Origin of the sequence: Spiroplasma endosymbiont of Lasioglossum malachurum (assembly GCF_964020065.1) — a bacterium.
GTDB lineage: Bacteria > Bacillota_I > Bacilli_A > Mycoplasmatales > VBWQ01 > Spiroplasma_E.
This window is the reverse complement of the sequence record NZ_OZ026534.1, coordinates 1,214,456-1,232,249: the sequence shown is the minus strand read 5'-3', so window position 1 is coordinate 1,232,249 and position 17,794 is coordinate 1,214,456. Positions and strand designations below refer to the sequence as shown.

Below are 17,794 nucleotides of genomic sequence, written 5' to 3'. Positions count from 1 at the left end.
TCTCAAAAAATTAGTTATTTTTCTCATTTAATGAGGCTTTTTAGTAATCTGTGTATCTTTGTTTTGCAAAGTACTAGTTCAGATTAATTCTATCTTCAAATTTTATCATAAAATGAGCAATTGCTGTATTTCAATTTTGAATGGGCATTGTTCATTTTTTTGTTATATTTTCAATTGCTAAGTAAAATATTTTGAAAACTGCCATATCATTTGGAAAAACTTTTTTATTTCTGATGACTTTTCGTAATTGACTATTAACAGATTCAATAGAATTTGTAGTATAAATCACTCTTTTGATTTCTGGAGGATAACTAGCTAAATTGTAAAGGTAAGTGCAACTAAATTATTTTTCTATCCAAATATTCGATTGGTGAAAGATAATTTAGTATTTTTCTCGGTCTTTGATTTAAAGACAATATAAATTTATGAACTTCATTTTTATTAGTTTTTGAAAAAATAAATTTTTTAGGAAATTTTTCTCTAATTAAACCATTAGTATTTTCATTAGTACCTCTTTGTCAAGGTGAATATGGATTGGCAAAATAAATTTTTACATCTAAATTTTTTTCAAGTTGTTGTCAATTTGAAAATTCTTTGCCACGATCAAAAGTAATAGTTTTAACAATGTTTTTAGGAAGAATTGATAAATAATAACTGACATTTTTATTAATAACTTTAGTAGTTCTGTTTTTAACTAATATTGCTAAAGTAAATCGTGATACTCTTTCAACTAAAGTTATTAAACATGATTTGCTTTTGCCTCTTGATGATACTATAGTATCTCCTTCTCAATGACCAAGTGTTATACGATCATTAACATTTATATCTCGTTCTTTAATTGATTTACCATTAAACTTGCCACGATTTTCTTTAGATTTTCGTTTTTTACCTTTTCTTCTTAAATTTTTACTAGTAACTTTATCAAGCATTCCAAAATAAATTCAAGTATAAATTGTTTTAAAACTAATAACTCACTCTTTATGAAAATTTTTAATTCTGCCATAAATTTGTTCAGGTGATCAACCTAATAGTAATTTTTGTTGTACATATTTTACTAAATTCTTATTTTTAAACTTATGAAAACTAATATGTGATTGTTTTCGATTTTCAGCTTTATTTTGTGCAATTAATGAAAAATAATGATTATTATCTTTATTTCTATTAATTTCTCGAATAATAGTACTAATACTTCGATTAAGATTTTTAGCTATTTCACTAATTTTAAATTTAAATTTCAATTGATTCTCAATATAAATCCTTTCATCTATGCCAAGATGTTTATAACTCATATAAAAACTCCTTACTTTTTTCTAAACTAAATTTAGCATTATGAAATTTTTATATGAGAATTTTTTGCAATTTTATTTACTTGCACTTACAAGTATAATTCAGCACTAATAAAAATCATTAAATTATCTCAATTTTTATATCAAGATTTAGCAATTTGAGGATAGTGTTTATTTCATTTACTTTCAAATGATTCTAAAGCTTGCATTGCTTGTTCTTCACTACATGCATTATAAATTGGCTTTAAATCTGTAACTAGTGATTTTCGATGTTTTTATGAAACATATTTTAAACTATTTCTGATTTGATGAACTATACATAATTGATGTTCAGTTTTAGGATAAACTGATTGTATTGCTTCTGACATGCCTGTTAAGTTGTCACTACAAGTAATAAGAATATCATTTAAGCCACGATTTTTCATTTCTGTGAAATTTGCTAATCAAAATTTAGCGCCTTCATTTTCACTAATTCATAAACCTAAAACATCTTTTTTACCTTCTAAATCAAGACCTAAAGCTATATAAACTGATTTGTTAATAATGCGTTTATCTTGTCGTACTTTAACTACTATACAATCAAAATAAACAATGGGATAAATGCCTTCTAATGATCTATTTTGTCATGCTTTGACATCATCAATCACATCATCAGTAATTTGACTAATAACACTTTCACTAATATCAGCACCATGATATAACTCTTGTAACTGCATTCTAATATCTGATAATGTCATACCTTTTGCATATAAGGAAAGAACTTGTTGATCAAAACCATCAAATCTTCTCTGTCTTTTTGGCACTATTACAGAGGAGTAAAATTACTATTATGATCTCGTGGTACATCAATCTCAATTTTACCTTGTTGAGTTATTAATTTTTTTGAACTTATACCATTACGAGCATTGTCACTATTACTATGTTGATTTTTTTCATATCCTAAATAATTTTGCATCTCAGAATTCAACATTTTTTCAACTAAACGTTTTGTTAATTCTTTATATAAACCCCCTTCTTTAAAAACTGTTGTTAAATCTTCAGTATTTTCTAATAATAAATCTACTGCTTTTGATATTGGATCATTATTATTAAAGTTATCTTTTTTAGCCATCTGTAACTCACTCTTTCTAATCATTTAATTATATTTACTAGAATTAATTAAACATAGTTATTTTTGTAAGTTACACAGATTACTAAACATTACCTAAAAATAGGCAAATGCCTATTTTTATTTAAAGTATAAAATTAATCTTTTGGTTTTTTTTCAAAATCTTCTCCATCTTTTTCTAATCCTTTGATTGGACAAAGTAGAGGATAATTTTCTTTACAATAATCACAATGTCATTTTTTCTTTTTGAAAATTTCTTTAAATTTTTTAAACATTATATTTTTTTTCTCTTTCTTTTCATTATTTTTTTGTAAGTATATTTTATTCTTGTTCAAGTTCTGTTCATGAGCCAGTAGTGTTAGTTACTACTTTTCATCCTGTATTACTATTTTCGAATTTAGTTTTTAATTGATTAAAATTCTCAATAATTTTTTCAGATAAAGTATATAAATCTTTGTTTGAGATATAACCTTTTCAACCACTTGCATCTCATTCGGGAAATCTAGAAATAATATTAAAAATTTCAGTTTTATTTTTATTAGTATTTAAAATTTTTTGTCATTCATATCGACTTAATGCAATTTTTAAAGTATCATGTCATAAAAATTTATAATATTTTTCTATTATATTTTTATCGTGAGTATTTGGTGAAAATTGTGGCTTTTTACTAAACAAAGTTCCAAAATAGTAACATAGTTCAACTCCGTATGTATTGTATCCATGTATACTAGTTAAAGATTTAAGAATATTCATTAATACCTCTGATAATTTATATATGTTAGGTTTTGCTCAATTATTTCCTTGATAAGGAAATTTTATGGTATCGTAGTATATTTTTTCTCTTAATTTTTCAAGGTCATTTAAAGAAAAAAGTTTAAATCAACTATCTAAAGTACTACTTTTTATATAAATTAATGTTGCAGGACTTTTTGAATTTTCTTTTCAGACAGTACAAATTTCATCTTTTCCATCATATTTTATTGGTTCATTTTTTAAAATATTTGTAGTTTTAATTTCGGTGTTTAAAATAGAATTTAAGTTTCCAATTGATGATGAAACCGTTAAAAAACTTACTGCTGTTAATAGTGTTTTCATAATCATTCCCCCTTTTTAGTTTTTTTACTTTATATAAAAATTATTTTAATTATCTGTTTAAAATTTTACTATATTCTAAGTAAAATAAAATATAAACGATAATAAGTCAATTTTAAACATTGGATTTATTTGATAACTAAACTTTAAATTTTTTAAGAAATTTATTATAATTTTTTATACTTATAAAAATCAAAAAATAAGTATAGTATTTATATTGTTTTATAATAATTTTAATTATATAAAAGTTTTATTATTATTTTATTTAAAATAATATGGTATTGTATATAGAATGTTTTAAAGGAATATAAAGTTATGTTTAAATTAAAAGCGCCTTATAAACCAACAGGTGATCAACCTGAAGCAATTAGAAAATTAGTAGTAGCTATTAAAAATAATATTAAATACCAAGTATTATTAGGAGCCACTGGTACGGGTAAAACTTTTACAATGACCAATGTTATTGTGCAAGTGCAAAAACCAACTTTAATTTTAGTACATAATAAAACATTAGCTATGCAATTATATGGAGAATTGAAAACTTTTTTTCCTGAAAATCGCGTTGAATATTTTGTTTCATATTTTGATTTTTATCAACCCGAGGCATATTTACCAAAAACCGATACTTATATTGATAAAAATTCTAAACAAAATCAAGAAATTGAAATGTTAAGATTAAGTGCTTTAAATGGTTTATCTATTAGTAAAGATGTTATTGTTGTAGCATCAGTAGCAGCAATTTATGGTGAACAAGAACCAACAGCATATAAAGACAACTTTTTTGAATTGAGAAAAGGACAAAAAATTAATAGAAAAGATTTATTATTAAGACTAATTAAAAATGGATATGTACGTAATGATATTACATTAGAACCGGGTAGTTTTAGTGCAAAAGGTGATTTAATAAAGTTAGCTCCATCTTGAAATGATCAATTTTATTTAAGAATTAGTTTATTTGGTGATGAAATTGAAGAAATAGCACGTATTGATACATTAGGCGCTAATGTTTTAGAACGTTTTCCCTTTATTACAATTTTTCCTGCGCAAAATTATATTACAAGTAAAAGTCGTGTTGATCAGGCAGTTATTAAAATTACTGAAGAGTTAAAAATAACATTAGCACAACTAAGAAAAAATAATATGTTAGTAGAAGCGCAAAGATTAGAACAAAGAACAGAACACGATCTAGAATCCTTAAAAGAATTTGGTATTTGTAGTGGTATTGAAAACTATTCTCGTCATTTAGAAAATAGAGAAGTGGGTTCAGCACCATATACTTTAATTGATTTTTTTCCAGATGATTTTTTAACAATTATTGATGAATCTCATATGACATTACCGCAAATTAGAGGAATGTATAATACTGATCGTAGCAGAAAAGAAACATTAGTAAAATATGGCTTTCGTTTACCTAGTGCTTTGGATAATCGTCCTTTAAATTTTAATGAATTTTCTAATAAGTTAAAGCAAGTTATTTATACTTCAGCAACTCCTGCTGATTATGAATTATCTTTAATTAAAAATGAAGTTGAACCCTTTAATGTACCAGTTCAACAAATTATTCGTCCCACGGGTTTATTAGATCCAACAATTGAAATTAAACCAACTAAAAATCAAATGGAAGATATTATTAATCAAATAAAATTACGAACAAAAAATAATGAAAGAGTATTTATTACTACTTTAACAATTAGAATGGCAGAAGAATTATCAAATTTTTTACAAGAACAAAAAATTAAAGTTGCTTATATTCATAATGAATTAAAAACATTAGAACATACTAAAGTTTTGTTAGATTTAAGAAAAGGTGTTTTTGATGTTATTGTTGGTATTAATTTATTACGTGAAGGATTAGACGTACCAGAAGTGTCATTAATCTGTATTTTGGATGCTGATAAATCTGGTTTTTTACGTAATACTAAATCATTAATCCAAACTATTGGTCGCGCAGCACGAAATGTTAATGGTCATGTTATACTATATGGAGATATTAAGACAGAGGCAATGACACAAGCAATTGAAGAAACGCAAAGAAGAAGAGAAATTCAACTTGCTTATAATAAAAAACATAATATAGTACCAATTACTGTTAAAAAACCATTGAGTGAAATCGTGAGTACTAGAGAATTAGATGTTGATTTAAAAATTTTAAATTCAAGTAAAGGTAAAACAAAAATGGCTGCTAAAACAAAGATAATTGCTGATTTAAGAGTTGAAATGTTACAAGCAGCTAAAGATTTAAATTTTGAAAAGGCAGCTTCACTTCGTGATTTAATTTTGAGTATTGAAAGTGAAAAATAAAGGAGTAAAATAAGTTAATCGATAAAGCACAAAAAGGTATTTTGATAAGTCCAAATACTAAAATTAATCCTCATATACCAACAATATTTTTAATAAAAAATTATATTACTAAACCTAAAATTTTTATTGGTGATTATACTTATTATCATGATTTTAATGGCGAACAAGCAGCTATTGATTTTGAAAATAAAAATATAATTTATCATTTTCCAAATATGATAGATGATGAATTAATTATTGGTAAATTTTGTTCAATTGCACAAGGTGTTTTATTTATAATGAATGGTGGCAATCATAATTATTCTGCAGTTTCAACATTTCCTTTACCATTATTTTATAAATCATTAAATTTATCAGAAGTTACAGAAAAAGATAAATTAGATAAATTTCCGATTAAATCACCAACAGTGATAGAAAATGATGTTTGAATTGGTCATGATGTGACAATCTTAAGAGGGGTAACTATTGGTAATGGGGCAGTAATTGCAGTTAAAAGTGTAGTTACAAAAAATGTACCTCCTTATGCTATTGTTGGTGGTAATCCTGCTAAAATTATAAAATATCGTTTTTCTAAAAAAATAGTTCAAAAATTACAAAATATAAAATGATGAGATTGATCTATTGAAAAGATTGTTGAAAATTCGGATTTGTTAAAACAAAATTTTTATAATAAAATATTATAAGAACTTGTAAAAGAAAGTAATAGTTTAAATAAAATAAAGGGGTAATAAAAAATATGAAAAAATATGGTTATTTAACTACTAAAATAGGTTTAATTGAAATCATAGTAGTTGCAGAACAAGTAGTAAAAGTTAGCTTCGTTAATACTCGTCAAGTTGCTAAGGATAGTAGTAATATAGTGGTAGTTAATTGCTTAAAACAACTAGCAATGTATTTTGATAAAAAATTAAGTGATTTTAACTTACCAATAGCTTTAAAAGGAACTCCTTTTCAAGAATTAGTATGGAGTAAAACTTGTACTATTCAATTTGGGACAACTTTAACTTATCAAGAATTAGCGCAAAAGATAGGTTATCCAAAAGCAAGTAGGGCAGTGGGTTCAGCTTTAAGTAAAAATCCATTAGCAATTATTGTTCCTTGTCATCGTGTTGTTAATAAAAATAAGAATATTGTTAATTATCTTTATGGTGCTCATATTAAAAATTTTTTATTAGCACAAGAAAGTAAATAAGGTATAAGATTATTTTTTTATGATTGATTATCTTTTTTTGATTTTTAAAATTGTTAACAATTTTAACTACATAATTTTTAATATAGTAAACAGGATATCCTGCTAACATAACAGCAATTAAAATTAGTGAATTTCATAATGCTCACATATTATTATTTTGTGTACCATAATAATACATTGCCAAAAATGATCCAACAATAGCAATTATTGCTCCTAAATAACCAATAATAATGAAAAAGTAAAATCAAAAATTATTAAAAATCTTTTGGTAGTCTGGATGTTTGCGCCTTAAAAAGATAATGACTGAATTAACAATTAATTTTAAAAAACTAATAGCAATAATAAAGTAATTAGTTACTTCATACAATTGATTTCATAAAATATAAATTAAAGCAGCAAATATTAATAGTAACATAGCAGCTCATGGCATATTAGTTCTTTTAGTTGTTTTTTGAAAAAATTTAAACAAATCTTTTTCTTCACTCATTTTAAAAATTAAACGTGATTGATAAAGTAGAAATGCATTTAGTGAACCAACAAATAATAAAATTGCTAGTCCTGAAAAAATATAAGCTAAAACATGAGGAATATTAGGATTATTGATAATAGCATAATATCAAACGTTACTAAATCCATCATTTTTATCTAATCATGAAAGTGGTTCATTAATAGTTAACAAAGCAATTAATAGTATTAAATATAAAAAGATAATTAGTCCTGCTGCAACAATTAAAGCTCAAAGTACATTTTTTCTTGGATTTTCTACTTCTTCAGTAACATAAGTTATTGTTTCAATTCCTGAATAGGCAAATAGTGTCATTGTTGTTGCTGGTAATAAAACATAAGTTGCAAGAAAAATTTTTGATAAATCTTTTTGAACTATTTCACTATTAAAGATATCTGTATTGCCATAAATCATAGCAATAAATAAAACAAAAGTAATTGGTAATCCTTTTAAAATTGTAAAAATAATTTGTGTTTTTCCAGAACTATTTTGCTGAATTATACTTGTAACTGCAAGTAAATAAAATTGCAAAAAATTCTCATATAAAAATTTCATAATGCTAAATTTAGTTTAGAAAAAAGTAAGGAGTTTTTATATGAGTTATAAACATCTTGGCATAGATGAAAGGATTTATATTGAGAATCAATTGAAATTTAAATTTAAAATTAGTGAAATAGCTAAAAATCTTAATCGAAGTATTAGTACTATTATTCGAGAAATTAATAGAAATAAAGATAATAATCATTATTTTTCATTAATTGCACAAAATAAAGCTGAAAATCGAAAACAATCACATATTAGTTTTCATAAGTTTAAAAATAAGAATTTAGTAAAATATGTACAACAAAAATTACTATTAGGTTGATCACCTGAACAAATTTATGGCAGAATTAAAAATTTTCATAAAGAGTGAGTTATTAGTTTTAAAACAATTTATACTTGAATTTATTTTGGAATGTTTGATAAAGTTACTAGTAAAAATTTAAGAAGAAAAGGTAAAAAACGAAAATCTAAAGAAAATCGTGGCAAGTTTAATGGTAAATCAATTAAAGAACGAGATATAAATGTTAATGATCGTATAACACTTGGTCATTGAGAAGGAGATACTATAGTATCATCAAGAGGCAAAAGCAAATCATGTTTAATAACTTTAGTTGAAAGAGTATCACGATTTACTTTAGCAATATTAGTTAAAAACAGAACTACTAAAGTTATTAATAAAAATGTCAGTTATTATTTATCAATTCTTCCTAAAAACATTGTTAAAACTATTACTTTTGATCGTGGCAAAGAATTTTCAAATTGACAACAACTTGAAAAAAATTTAGATGTAAAAATTTATTTTGCCAATCCATATTCACCTTGACAAAGAGGTACTAATGAAAATACTAATGGTTTAATTAGAGAAAAATTTCCTAAAAAATTTATTTTTTCAAAAACTAAGGTAATGTTTAGTAATCTGTGTAACTTACAAAAATAACTATGTTTAATTAATTCTAGTAAATATAATTAAATGACTAGAAAGAGTGAGTTACAGATGGCTAAAAAAGATAACTTTAATAATAATGATCCAATATCAAAAGCAGTAGATTTATTATTAGAAAATACTGAAGATTTAACAACAGTTTTTAAAGAAGGGGGTTTATATAAAGAATTAACAAAACGTTTAGTTGAAAAAATCTTGAATTCTGAGATGCAAAATTATTTAGGATATGAAAAAAATCAACATAGTAATAGTGACAATGCTCGTAATGGTATAAGTTCAAAAAAATTAATAACTCAACAAGGTAAAATTGAGATTGATGTACCACGAGATCGTAATAGTAATTTTATTCCTTTAATAGTGCCAAAAAGACAGAGAAGATTTGATGGTTTTGATCAACAAGTTCTTTCCTTATATGCAAAAGGTATGACATTATCAGATATTAGAATGCAGTTACAAGAGTTATATCATGGTGCTGATATTAGTGAAAGTGTTATTAGTCAAATTACTGATGATTTGATTGATGATGTCAAAGCATGACAAAATAGACCATTAGAAGGCATTTATCCCATTGTTTATTTTGATTGTATAGTAGTTAAAGTACGACAAGATAAACGCATTATTAACAAATCAGTTTATATAGCTTTAGGTGTTGATTTAGAAGGTAAAAAAGATGTTTTAGGTTTATGAATTAGTGAAAATGAAGGCGCTAAATTTTGATTAGCAAATTTCACAGAAATGAAAAATCGTGGCTTAAATGATATTCTTATTGCTTGTAGTGACAACTTAACAGGCATGTCAGAAGCAATACAATCAGTTTATCCTAAAACTGAACATCAATTATGTATAGTTCATCAAATCAGAAATAGTTTAAAATATGTTTCATACAAACATCGAAAATCACTAGTTACAGATTTAAAGCCAATTTATAATGCATGTAGTGAAGAACAAGCAATGCAAGCTTTAGAATCATTTGAAAGTAAATGAAATAAACACTATCCTCAAATTGCTAAATCTTGATATAAAAATTGAGATAATTTAATGATTTTTATTAGTTATCCTCCAGAAATCAAAAGAGTGATTTATACTACAAATTCTATTGAATCTGTTAATAGTCAATTACGAAAAGTCATCAGAAATAAAAAAGTTTTTCCAAATGATATGGCAGTTTTCAAAATATTTTACTTAGCAATTGAAAATATAACAAAAAAATGAACAATGCCCATTCAAAATTGAAATACAGCAATTGCTCATTTTATGATAAAATTTGAAGACAGAATTAATCTGAACTAGTACTTTGCAAAAACAAAGAAACACAGATTACTAAAAAGCCTCAAAACTAATAAAAATGAAGTTCATAAATTTATATTGTCTTTAAATCAAAGACCGAGAAAAATACTAAATTATCTTTCACCAATCGAATATTTGGATAGAAAAATAATTTAGTTACACTTACCTTTACAATTTAGCATATAAAATTAGCGATCTTAATTAAAAGATCGCTAATTTATTAAATATTTAAATTTGGATATTTGCGTTTTAAAAAAAATAATAAAACTTGAATATCAGCAGGACTAACACCAGAAATTCTTGTAGCATGACCAATTGTTAATGGTCTAACGCGCTTTAATTTTTCTCTAGCTTCACCAGTAATACTTTCTACTAAATCATAATCAATATCACTAGGAATTTGTTTTTTTTCTAAACTATTAGTTTGTTGCGCCATTTTTAGTTGCTGATTAATATACCCTGAATATTTAATTGTAATTTCTAATTCCATTAATTCATGATATTGTAAATCATTTATTAAAGGTAACTGTGAAGTAAACATTGATAATTTGACACCTGGGCGTTTTAATAATTCATAAGCAATAATATGATTATCGGGAATTGGACCTAAATTATTATTAATAATATACTTAGCAACTTCTGAATTGGGACTAACTTTAATGGTTTTTAATTTTTCAACAATATTGGACATTAATGTTTGTTGAATATTAAATTGTGATCAACGTTGTTCACTAACTAAGCCAACTTGATAACCATACTTAATTAATCTTGTTTGAGCATTATCATTTCGTAATAATAAACGATGTTCAGCTAAAGAAGTTAATAAACGATAAGGTTCAACTGTTCCTTTTGTTACTAAATCATCAATTAAAACTCCGATATATGCTTCATCACGCTTTAAAATTAATGGTCTTTCTTTTTTTATTTTTAAATGGGCATTAATTCCGGCTATTAAACCTTGACACGCTGCTTCTTCATAACCACTAGTACCATTAATTTGACCAGCACTAAATAAGTTTTTAATTAATTTAGTTTCCAATGTTGGTCATAATTGTGTTGGTTCAAAAGCATCATATTCAATAGCATATGCTCATTTTAATACTTCACAATTTTCTAAACCAGGTAACGTTCTCAACATTTTATCTTGCACATCAATTGGCAATGATGTTGAAAAACCTTGGACATAAATTGAATCCAAAGCAAGTGATTCTGGTTCTAAGAAAATTTGATGACGAGGCTTATCAGCAAAACGTACTACCTTATCCTCAATACTTGGACAATAACGTGGTCCAGTACCTTGTGCTTCACCATTATACATTGGTGATTTATCTAAATTATTATTAATAATGGTATGAGTTTTATCATTTGTATAAAGTAAATAACAAGGTAATTGTTTTGCTAATGGTAAAAAATTTTTAGTTTCATGTGAAAATGCTAAAGGTAAATTACTACCTAGTTCAATATTAGTTTTGTCAAAATCAATACTATTTTTTTTAATACGAGGTGGTGTTCCTGTTTTTAAACGTATCATATTAAAGCCTACAATTTTTAATTGTTCAGAAATACCATTACTTGTTCTTTGACCATCTGGTCCTTCTGATTTCTTATTATGACCTTGTAAAGTTAAAGCTGTCATATAAGTACCAGTAGTTAAAATCACAATTTCACTTGTAATTTTTTCGCCATTCTCTAAAATAACACCCTTAGCAGTGTTTTCTTCAATTATTAATGATTGTACCATAACTTCTAAAATTGTTAAATTTTCTTGTTTATTTATTGCATTTTGCATATATTGTGAATAAGCAATTTTATCAGATTGAGCACGAATAGCTCAAACTGCTGGACCACGTGAATGATTTAATAGTTTCATTTGCAAAGCAGTAGCATCTGCTGCTTTAGCCATTTCGCCACCAAGTGCATCAATTTCACGAACCACAACTCCTTTGGCGGGTCCACCAATAGAAGGATTACATGGCATTAATGCAATTTTAGTTTTATCAAGAGTAATAATAGCAGTTTTATGACCTGCTCGTGCAGAAGATAATGCCGCTTCAACACCAGCATGACCCGCACCAATTACAATAATTTCATAGTCATATTTCATTGATTTCACCTCCATTTCATAAAATATTACATATCAAAATTAATAACATCAAAAATAAGAAATTTTATTTTTAATTTCTTTAGTAATGTTATCATAAACAAGCAAAATATTCATGTACTTTTTAGACTTTTATTAAATAAAAATTGAATTTTAGTTAATAATCTTCTCGATTATAATTCATTATATTTTATACAAGATATAAATATTATTTAAAGAATTAGTGCTGCACTTAAAAATAGCAACTGTTTTAACTAGTAATCATTAATACTAATTTAAAACCAGTAATTACTTACTTTTTAAGTATTTTATTTATTATCACAAGATGTGTTTTTATTGAAAAGACACTTTTGTCATTAACATTAGTGACTGTATCCAATGGTGATAAAACATATGCAACATCTATTTCTTTTTCCATAACTGTAACCTCTTTTGTATACAATTTGACTTAAATAATTTATCTTAATATCCCTATATAAGTATAATTATAATGTTAATTTTTAAATTTGCAAATTTTTATTTACTATACCTTTAAACTTAAAAAGTATTTTTATATATAAAAATACATCTTATATTAATTAAGATAAAGAATCACCAAATAATCTCCCCATTTTAATATTAAGATTATTACATAAAGTTTTTAAATGGTAATGTTCACTGAAATGTATATTAATTAATTTATGTAAAGTGGTAACATCTGCCAATGGATCATGATGATCAAATTTAATTTGATTACTATGAGCAAGAGCACTTAAACGGTTATTAGGATAATCATATGTTCTTCTAAATAACTTAACTGAACAAATGTAAAAAAAATTAGAGCACTCTAAAACATAATGATTTATTAATGATCTTAAGATATTAATGTTAAAGTTAGTATGATGAGCAATAACAACAGTATTTTCAGTAAAAAAAGTAACAATGTCTACTCATAATTCTTTAAAATTTGACATTAAAGATACGCTTTCATTTGTAATTCCATGAACATGAGAAAAAGTAAATTCTTCAGGATGTGGTTTAATTAACGAACTATGGTAATGTTTAGTAATCTGTGTAACTTACAAAAATAACTATGTTTAATTAATTCTAGTAAATATAATTAAATGACTAGAAAGAGTGAGTTACAGATGGCTAAAAAAGATAACTTTAATAATAATGATCCAATATCAAAAGCAGTAGATTTATTATTAGAAAATACTGAAGATTTAACAACAGTTTTTAAAGAAGGGGGTTTATATAAAGAATTAACAAAACGTTTAGTTGAAAAAATGTTGAATTCTGAGATGCAAAATTATTTAGGATATGAAAAAAATCAACATAGTAATAGTGACAATGCTCGTAATGGTATAAGTTCAAAAAAATTAATAACTCAACAAGGTAAAATTGAGATTGATGTACCACGAGATCGTAATAGTAATTTTACTCCTGTAATAGTGCCAAAAAGACAGAGAAGATTTGATGGTTTTGATCAACAAGTTCTTTCCTTAATATGCAAAAGGTATGACATTATCAGATATTAGAATGCAGTTACAAGAGTTATATCATGGTGCTGATATTAGTGAAAGTGTTATTAGTCACAAATTACTGATGATGTGATTGATGATGTCAAAGCATGACAAAATAGACCATTAGAAGGCATTTATCCCATTGTTTATTTTGATTGTATAGTAGTTAAAGTACGACAAGATAAACGCATTATTAACAAATCAGTTTATATAGCTTTAGGTGTTGATTTAGAAGGTAAAAAAGATGTTTTAGGTTTATGAATTAGTGAAAATGAAGGCGCTAAATTTTGATTAGCAAATTTCACAGAAATGAAAAATCGTGGCTTAAATGATATTCTTATTGCTTGTAGTGACAACTTAACAGGCATGTCAGAAGCAATACAATCAGTTTATCCTAAAACTGAACATCAATTATGTATAGTTCATCAAATCAGAAATAGTTTAAAATATGTTTCATACAAACATCGAAAATCACTAGTTACAGATTTAAAGCCAATTTATAATGCATGTAGTGAAGAACAAGCAATGCAAGCTTTAGAATCATTTGAAAGTAAATGAAATAAACACTATCCTCAAATTGCTAAATCTTGATATAAAAATTGAGATAATTTAATGATTTTTATTAGTTATCCTCCAGAAATCAAAAGAGTGATTTATACTACAAATTCTATTGAATCTGTTAATAGTCAATTACAAAAAGTCATCAGAAATAAAAAAGTTTTTCCAAATGATATGGCAGTTTTCAAAATATTTTATTTAGCAATTGAAAATATAACAAAAAAATGAACAATGCCCATTCAAAATTGAAATACAGCAATTGCTCATTTTATGATAAAATTTGAAGACAGAATTAATCTGAACTAGTACTTTGCAAAACAAAGAAACACAGATTACTAAAAAGCCTCCGAACTATAAGTTTTGACAATTTTACCTTGTGTTACTTTTATCATAATTAATTGACAAGCACTTGTTTTATTCGAATTTGCAATTTCAAAATCAATAAAAACATAATTAGTATTATCAATCCCTCAATCATGAACACTAAATTTTTTCTTACTATTAATTTTAATTGCTTTCTTTTTAATAACATTTTTTTAGCAAAAAGATTTTTACTATCTTTACTTTTATACTGTTTAAAAGGTGTAATTATTTCTTGTTTTCCTTCTATATTAACTTCTGATTCAGAGTTATCATCTGTTTCAAAATCATCATTTGTCTTCTTGAATTTTACACTTTTAAAAAACATATTAATGGCAATAGCACCTTTCTATCTAAATTTTCATAAATTAATATTAGTTATTCCTTTGATAAATTATAACATTGATAAGTTAGAGTAACTATATTTTTACTTATAAAACTTCATTTTTTACAAAATTCATTTATTAATTATCATTCTTTAACAACTAACTTAATATAATTTTTAAAAATAATATTATGAATAAAATATTATATTGTTGACAATAAAAAAGATTGCAACTGCAATCTTTTTTTAAATAAGAAAAATATTATAATGAAAATGAAGTTGAAGAATTATTTCTAGTAATTAACGGTTCACTATCATTTACTTCATTTTGAAAATTATTAATTTTTTTTAACTTTTTAGCTATTTTAACTTGTTTATTAAGTTCTTTTTCTTCTAATCTTTGATTTTTTGCTTTTAAATTTTTTAGCTTATTTTCTGCTTCTTGCAGTTTATCTTCTCTTTTTTTAATTTTATCTTTACTTTTTACAATTTTATCACTATGTGTTCCTAATAATGGACTATTTTTTTTATTAAGTTTTCTTTGACGTTGCGAATCTTTAAGATTCATTCGTACTAGTTTATCTTTTTGCAGTTTAGTTATTACCTTATAAATCTTGACACTTATTGCAGCAGCAATTGCTCCTCCAATAACTATTGGTACAGCATAAAGTAAAAAGTCTAATCCTTCAAATAAATCACTAAAAAATTGATTCTATCCCTTGTCAACCTTTTTCAAAAAAATTTCCTACGTCTTTTGTAAAATCCTCAAATCCTTTTGAAATATCTTCTCAAATGCCACTAATATCTGAACCAATATCATCTACACCTTTACCAATTTCTTCTAATTCTTTACCAATATCATTTCCAATATCTTCTATACCTGAACCAATGTCTGATATAATATCTTCCAGTCCTTTACCAATATCTGAACCAATATCATCTATACCCGAGCCAATATCTGATATAACACCTTCTACACCTTTACCAATATCATTTCCAATATTTTCTATTCCTTTGGCAATATCATCTAATCATCCAAACATAATTTTTCTACCTTTCTTTTAACCTAAACTTGGTCTTAATGTTGTTTTATCACTATTATTTATATTTGTTTCTAAACTATTAGCACCTAATACTATACTATTATTAAACTGATTAATATTGGGATTTAATTCAGACAATGGTTCTCTATTAGATTTATTATTTAGTTTTTCTAAATGATCATCTAATATTTTTAATTCAATTTTTAATTTTTTGTTTTCTACTTCTTTTTCAAGCAGTCCCACTTCAAATGTTTTTCTTTCATAATCATATTGTGCTTTTTGACTTGCTAATTTTGATTTGAAACATTCCATTTGTTCTTCTTTAAATATTTCATTTTTTTTGTTTACTTTCTTTTTTTGCTTTATTAGTTTCTAGTTTTCTATCAACAATAGAAGTGACAATAGCAGCTGATGCTGTTGCTGCTAATGCTCCTACTACAGGAGTACCTGCTAATAATAATCCTCCACCAACTGCAACAGATCCTATAATAGGCATATTTTTTTTAAGTTGTTTTTTAACATTATTTTTAATTTTCTTTGGTGATGGTATTCCACTAGACTTCTTTGCTTTTTCATTATCATTAATTTCTAATTCAGATGATGAAGACACATTTGAATTCAATCTTTTAAAATCGGGCATTTTTATTTCTCTCTTTCTAATGCTAAATTGTAAAGGTAAGTGCAACTAAATTATTTTTCTATCCAAATATTCGATTGGTGAAAGATAATTTAATATTTTTCTCGGTCTTTGATTTAAAGACAATATAAATTTATGAACTTCATTTTTATTAGTTTTTGAAAAAATAAATTTTTTAGGAAATTTTTCTCTAATTAAACCATTAGTATTTTCATTAGTACCTCTTTGTCAAGGTGAATATGGATTGGCAAAATAAATTTTTACATCTAAATTTTTTTCAAGTTGTTGTCAATTTGAAAATTCTTTGCCACGATCAAAAGTAATAGTTTTAACAATGTTTTTAGGAAGAATTGATAAATAATAACTGACATTTTTATTAATAACTTTAGTAGTTCTGTTTTTAACTAATATTGCTAAAGTAAATCGTGATACTCTTTCAACTAAAGTTATTAAACATGATTTGCTTTTGCCTCTTGATGATACTATAGTATCTCCTTCTCAATGACCAAGTGTTATACGATCATTAACATTTATATCTCGTTCTTTAATTGATTTACCATTAAACTTGCCACGATTTTCTTTAGATTTTCGTTTTTTACCTTTTCTTCTTAAATTTTTACTAGTAACTTTATCAAGCATTCCAAAATAAATTCAAGTATAAATTGTTTTAAAACTAATAACTCACTCTTTATGAAAATTTTTAATTCTGCCATAAATTTGTTCAGGTGATCAACCTAATAGTAATTTTTGTTGTACATATTTTACTAAATTCTTATTTTTAAACTTATGAAAACTAATATGTGATTGTTTTCGATTTTCAGCTTTATTTTGTGCAATTAATGAAAAATAATGATTATTATCTTTATTTCTATTAATTTCTCGAATAATAGTACTAATACTTCGATTAAGATTTTTAGCTATTTCACTAATTTTAAATTTAAATTTCAATTGATTCTAAATATAAATCCTTTCATCTATGCCAAGATGTTTATAACTCATATAAAAACT

18 protein-coding genes and 3 pseudogenes are annotated in these 17,794 nt (G+C 25.0%); 6 read left to right on the top strand and 15 right to left on the bottom strand.

What is annotated here, in order from left to right; genetic code table 4:
* Window positions 1–73: 73 nt before the first annotated feature.
* The 5 genes and pseudogenes from AACK95_RS06665 to AACK95_RS06640 form a co-directional block, all read right to left on the bottom strand.
* A pseudogene (locus AACK95_RS06665) lies at window positions 74–310 on the bottom strand (transposase); the annotation flags it as partial.
* Window positions 311–338: 28 nt separating this feature from the next.
* Entirely contained in the window at window positions 339–1,289 is a 951-nt protein-coding gene (locus AACK95_RS06660; protein WP_338979395.1) for an IS30 family transposase, read from the bottom strand.
* A gap of 107 nt (window positions 1,290–1,396) precedes the next feature.
* Window positions 1,397–2,397 (bottom strand): annotated as a pseudogene (locus AACK95_RS07185) (IS256 family transposase); the annotation flags it as partial.
* Between the two features lie 134 nt (window positions 2,398–2,531).
* A complete protein-coding gene (locus AACK95_RS06645) occupies window positions 2,532–2,669 on the bottom strand; it encodes a hypothetical protein (protein ID WP_252320481.1) in 138 nt (45 codons plus the stop codon).
* Window positions 2,670–2,715: 46 nt separating this feature from the next.
* A complete protein-coding gene (locus tag AACK95_RS06640) occupies window positions 2,716–3,489 on the bottom strand; it encodes a hypothetical protein (RefSeq protein WP_338980105.1) in 774 nt (257 codons plus the stop codon).
* A gap of 312 nt (window positions 3,490–3,801) precedes the next feature.
* Here AACK95_RS06640 and uvrB point away from each other — a divergent pair, with 312 nt between their 5' ends.
* The 3 genes from uvrB to AACK95_RS06625 are packed head-to-tail and all read left to right on the top strand — an operon-like array spanning window position 3,802 to window position 6,979.
* Window positions 3,802–5,787, top strand: coding sequence for an excinuclease ABC subunit UvrB (gene uvrB / locus AACK95_RS06635; protein WP_338980103.1), 1,986 nt, complete (start codon window positions 3,802–3,804; stop codon window positions 5,785–5,787).
* 17 nt (window positions 5,788–5,804) lie between these two features.
* Window positions 5,805–6,470: a CatB-related O-acetyltransferase gene (locus AACK95_RS06630; RefSeq protein ID WP_422397175.1), complete on the top strand. Its 666-nt coding sequence runs from the start codon at window positions 5,805–5,807 to the stop codon at window positions 6,468–6,470.
* 53 nt (window positions 6,471–6,523) lie between these two features.
* Window positions 6,524–6,979, top strand: a complete 456-nt coding sequence (locus AACK95_RS06625; protein ID WP_174481403.1) for a methylated-DNA--[protein]-cysteine S-methyltransferase — start codon at window positions 6,524–6,526, stop codon at window positions 6,977–6,979.
* On the opposite strand, the gene AACK95_RS06620 is transcribed toward AACK95_RS06625, so the two are convergent.
* Window positions 6,945–8,039, bottom strand: coding sequence for an APC family permease (locus AACK95_RS06620; protein ID WP_338980099.1), 1,095 nt, complete (start codon window positions 8,037–8,039; stop codon window positions 6,945–6,947). The two genes, AACK95_RS06625 and AACK95_RS06620, sit on opposite strands and share 35 nt — an antisense overlap.
* A gap of 40 nt (window positions 8,040–8,079) precedes the next feature.
* On the opposite strand from AACK95_RS06620, the gene AACK95_RS06615 reads away from it, so the two are divergent.
* On the top strand, window positions 8,080–8,964 hold the full coding sequence (locus tag AACK95_RS06615; protein WP_338980097.1) for an IS30 family transposase: 885 nt from the start codon (window positions 8,080–8,082) through the stop codon (window positions 8,962–8,964).
* Window positions 8,965–9,021: 57 nt separating this feature from the next.
* Entirely contained in the window at window positions 9,022–10,260 is a 1,239-nt protein-coding gene (locus AACK95_RS06610) for an IS256 family transposase (RefSeq protein WP_338981080.1), read from the top strand.
* A 217-nt stretch (window positions 10,261–10,477) separates the two neighbouring features.
* On the opposite strand, the gene mnmG is transcribed toward AACK95_RS06610, so the two are convergent.
* The 3 genes from mnmG to AACK95_RS06595 form a co-directional block, all read right to left on the bottom strand.
* A complete protein-coding gene (gene mnmG / locus AACK95_RS06605; protein WP_338980096.1) occupies window positions 10,478–12,361 on the bottom strand; it encodes a tRNA uridine-5-carboxymethylaminomethyl(34) synthesis enzyme MnmG in 1,884 nt (627 codons plus the stop codon).
* A 289-nt stretch (window positions 12,362–12,650) separates the two neighbouring features.
* Complete coding sequence (locus AACK95_RS06600; RefSeq protein WP_338980095.1) at window positions 12,651–12,776, bottom strand: hypothetical protein; 126 nt, start codon at window positions 12,774–12,776, stop codon at window positions 12,651–12,653.
* Between the two features lie 160 nt (window positions 12,777–12,936).
* Window positions 12,937–13,311 carry a hypothetical protein gene (locus tag AACK95_RS06595; RefSeq protein WP_338980094.1) on the bottom strand — a complete coding sequence of 125 codons (375 nt, stop codon included), beginning with the start codon at window positions 13,309–13,311 and terminating at the stop codon, window positions 12,937–12,939.
* 150 nt (window positions 13,312–13,461) lie between these two features.
* Here AACK95_RS06595 and AACK95_RS06590 point away from each other — a divergent pair.
* Window positions 13,462–14,727 (top strand): annotated as a pseudogene (locus AACK95_RS06590) (IS256 family transposase).
* 88 nt (window positions 14,728–14,815) lie between these two features.
* Here the strand turns inward: AACK95_RS06590 and AACK95_RS06585 are convergent.
* The 6 genes from AACK95_RS06585 to AACK95_RS06560 all read right to left on the bottom strand — a co-directional run bounded on the left by AACK95_RS06585 (window position 14,816) and on the right by AACK95_RS06560 (window position 17,734).
* The gene (locus AACK95_RS06585; protein WP_338980093.1) at window positions 14,816–15,109 is read right to left on the bottom strand and encodes a hypothetical protein; all 294 of its coding nucleotides are present in this window, start codon (window positions 15,107–15,109) and stop codon (window positions 14,816–14,818) included.
* 259 nt (window positions 15,110–15,368) lie between these two features.
* A complete protein-coding gene (locus tag AACK95_RS06580) occupies window positions 15,369–15,674 on the bottom strand; it encodes a hypothetical protein (RefSeq protein ID WP_338980092.1) in 306 nt (101 codons plus the stop codon).
* Between the two features lie 130 nt (window positions 15,675–15,804).
* Window positions 15,805–16,149 (bottom strand): hypothetical protein, encoded by a 345-nt coding sequence (locus AACK95_RS06575; RefSeq protein ID WP_338980090.1) that lies wholly within the window; start codon window positions 16,147–16,149, stop codon window positions 15,805–15,807.
* A gap of 18 nt (window positions 16,150–16,167) precedes the next feature.
* A complete protein-coding gene (locus tag AACK95_RS06570; protein ID WP_338980089.1) occupies window positions 16,168–16,461 on the bottom strand; it encodes a hypothetical protein in 294 nt (97 codons plus the stop codon).
* Window positions 16,462–16,471: 10 nt separating this feature from the next.
* Window positions 16,472–16,789, bottom strand: coding sequence for a hypothetical protein (locus AACK95_RS06565; protein WP_338980087.1), 318 nt, complete (start codon window positions 16,787–16,789; stop codon window positions 16,472–16,474).
* 45 nt (window positions 16,790–16,834) lie between these two features.
* Window positions 16,835–17,734: an IS30 family transposase gene (locus AACK95_RS06560; RefSeq protein WP_338980085.1), complete on the bottom strand. Its 900-nt coding sequence runs from the start codon at window positions 17,732–17,734 to the stop codon at window positions 16,835–16,837.
* Between the last annotated feature and the right edge of the window lie 60 nt (window positions 17,735–17,794).